Raw genomic sequence first — 2,891 nt, forward strand, 5'->3', positions numbered from 1 at the left:
GCCCTCCGCTCCTCCGGCGAGCACGAGCCCGGATGCCGCGGCCGACTCGATCACGGCGACACCGCCGTCGAGCCGCCAGGCGGCGTCGACCGGGCGACCCAGGGGCCCGGTCACGGTGGCGCGGCGATTCGGGCCCCCGAGCGCGTCGAGCGTGCCGTCACCGCCGTCGGCCACGGGGACGACGATGAGCTGCGCGTCGGGCCACCTCTCGCGGACGGCCCGGGCCATGGCATCCGCCGCTTCGCGCGCCGTGAGCGTGCCCTTGAACTTGTCGGGGGCGATGACCACGCGAAGGGGCATCCCCGCACACTGCCCGGATAGAGGCGCGACGGCAAGCCGTTCTGGGCGAGGTTCGGGCGCGGGCTCCCGCGGCGGCGCCCGCCGCACGGCATACGGCATCCATTCGTCCGGTCTGCGACGACCCGCGTAGGCCTCTCGACGACTCGCCCCCGCGCGTACTGTTCGCACGACCCGCGCGCCCTCGGCGACGCGCGCACCCTCAGCGATTCGCACAACCTCAGCCCGGATGCCGCGAACGCGACCGAGGTTGCGCAGATCACTGACTTTGCGCAGTCGTCGCGGCAGCACCCCCGGGCAATGTCGGCGCACCCAACTAGACTGACTCCCGTCCGGCCCCTGCGATTCTTGGAGCTCAGCCGCGTGACCACCCCGAACCCCTCCGACGCCCGTACGGCCCTCGCCGACACCGTCGAGAACGCCATCGCGACGCCCGAGAAAGAGCAGCCCTACGGCGCCCTCGGCCTGAAGTCCGACGAGTACGCCAAGATCCGCGAGATCCTCGGCCGACGCCCCACCAGCGGCGAGCTCGCGATGTACTCCGTCATGTGGAGCGAGCACTGCTCCTACAAGTCGAGCAAGATCTACCTGCGCCAGTTCGGCCAGAAGGTCAGCGACGAGATGAAGATCCGCCTCATGGTGGGCATGGGTCAGAACGCGGGCGTCGTCGACGTGGGCGACGGCTGGGCCGTCACCTTCAAGGTCGAGTCGCACAACCACCCCAGCTACATCGAGCCGTTCCAGGGTGCCGCCACCGGCGTCGGCGGCATCGTCCGCGACATCATCTCGATGGGCGCGCGCCCGGTCGCCGTCATGGACCAGCTGCGCTTCGGCGCGATCGACCACCCCGACACCCCGCGGGTCGTCCACGGCGTCACCAGCGGAATCTCGTTCTACGGCAACTGCCTGGGCCTTCCGAACATCGGTGGTGAGACGGTGTTCGACGCCGTCTACCAGGGCAACCCGCTGGTCAACGCCCTCGCCGTCGGCGTCATGCGGCACGAAGACATCAAGCTCGCCAACGCCACCGGCGTCGGCAACAAGGTCGTGCTGTTCGGCGCCCGCACGGGTGGCGACGGCATCGGCGGCGCCTCGATCCTCGCCTCCGATACCTTCGCCGACGGTGGACCCACCAAGCGCCCCGCGGTGCAGGTGGGCGACCCCTTCGCCGAGAAGGTGCTCATCGAGTGCTGCCTCGAGCTCTACCGCGACGACCTGGTCGAGGCCATCCAAGACCTCGGGGCCGCGGGCATCTCGTGCGCCACGAGCGAACTCGCGGCCAACGGTGACAGCGGCATGAAGGTCGAGCTGTCGAAGGTGCTGCTGCGCGACCCCTCGCTGACTCCCGAAGAGATCCTCATGTCGGAGTCGCAGGAGCGCATGATGGCGATCGTCGCGCCCGAGAAGCTCGACGCGTTCCTCGCCGTCGTCGGGAAGTGGGACGTCGAGACGAGCGTGCTCGGCGAGGTCACCGGCGACGGCCGCCTCGTCATCGACTGGTACGGCGAGCGCATCGTCGACGTCGACCCCTCGACCGTCGCGGTCGACGGTCCCGTGTACGAGCGCCCGGTCGCCTACCCGACCTGGATCGACGCCCTCAACGACGACTCCGCCGCGACGCTGCCCCGCGCCACCGACAACGACGTGTTGCGCGAGCAGTTCACGACACTCGTCGCGAGCCCCAACCTCGCCGACACCTCGTGGATCACCAACCAGTACGACTACTACGTGCTGGGCAACACCGCGCTGAGCTTCCCCGACGACGCCGGCATGATCCGCGTCGACGAAGAAACCGGCCTCGGCTTCGCCATCGCGACCGACTGCAACGGCCGCTACAACCAGCTCGACCCCTACAACGGTGCGAAGCTCGCCCTGGCCGAGGCGTACCGCAACGTCGCCGTCACGGGTGCCGTGCCCACCGCCGTCACCGACTGCCTCAACTTCGGCAGCCCCGAGAACCCCGAGGTCATGTGGCAGTTCAGCCAGGCCGTCGAGGGCCTGTCCGACGGCTGTCTCGAGCTCGGCATCCCGGTCACGGGCGGCAACGTCTCGTTCTACAACCAGACCGGTGACCAGCCGATCCACCCGACCCCCGTCGTGGGCGTCCTGGGCATCATCGATGACGTCGCCGCACGCATCCCGAGCGGCTGGCAAGATGCCGGTGAGAACCTCTACCTGCTCGGCACCACCGCCGACGAACTCGACGGCTCGCAGTGGGCCGGCACCATCCACGACCACCTCGGCGGGCGACCGCCGAAGGTCGACCTCGCCAAGGAGCGCCGGCTCGCCGAGCTGCTGCAGGCCGCGGGCTCGCAGTCGCTCGTCTCGAGCGCGCACGACCTGTCGTCGGGCGGTCTCGCGCAGACCCTCGCCGAGGGCGTCCTGCGCTTCGGCGTCGGCGCGCGCGTCTGGCTCACCGAGCTCATGGACCGCGACGGTGTCGATGCCACGGCCGCCCTGTTCAGCGAGTCGACCGGCCGTGTGCTGGTCAGCGTCCCCCGCGAAGAAGACGTCAAGTTCCGGGGCCTCTGCGACGGCCGCGGCTACCCGGTGCTGCGCATCGGCGTCACCGACATCGAGCCGGGCACCGAGGC

General features: G+C 70.1%; 2 protein-coding genes. One reads left to right on the forward strand and one right to left on the reverse strand.

Going from position 1 to position 2,891, the window contains the following annotated elements; translation table 11 throughout:
• The coding region (locus tag RWP81_RS15870; RefSeq protein ID WP_314457727.1) for a glycerate kinase at positions 1–300 on the reverse strand (300 nt) is incomplete at its 3' end.
• Positions 301–660: 360 nt separating this feature from the next.
• On the opposite strand from RWP81_RS15870, the gene purL reads away from it, so the two are divergent.
• On the forward strand, positions 661–2,891 hold a 2,231-nt coding region (gene purL, locus RWP81_RS15875; RefSeq protein WP_314457728.1), incomplete at its 3' end, for a phosphoribosylformylglycinamidine synthase subunit PurL.

It is taken from the genome of uncultured Microbacterium sp. (genome assembly GCF_963521695.1).
Taxonomy (GTDB): Bacteria; Actinomycetota; Actinomycetes; order Actinomycetales; family Microbacteriaceae; genus Microbacterium.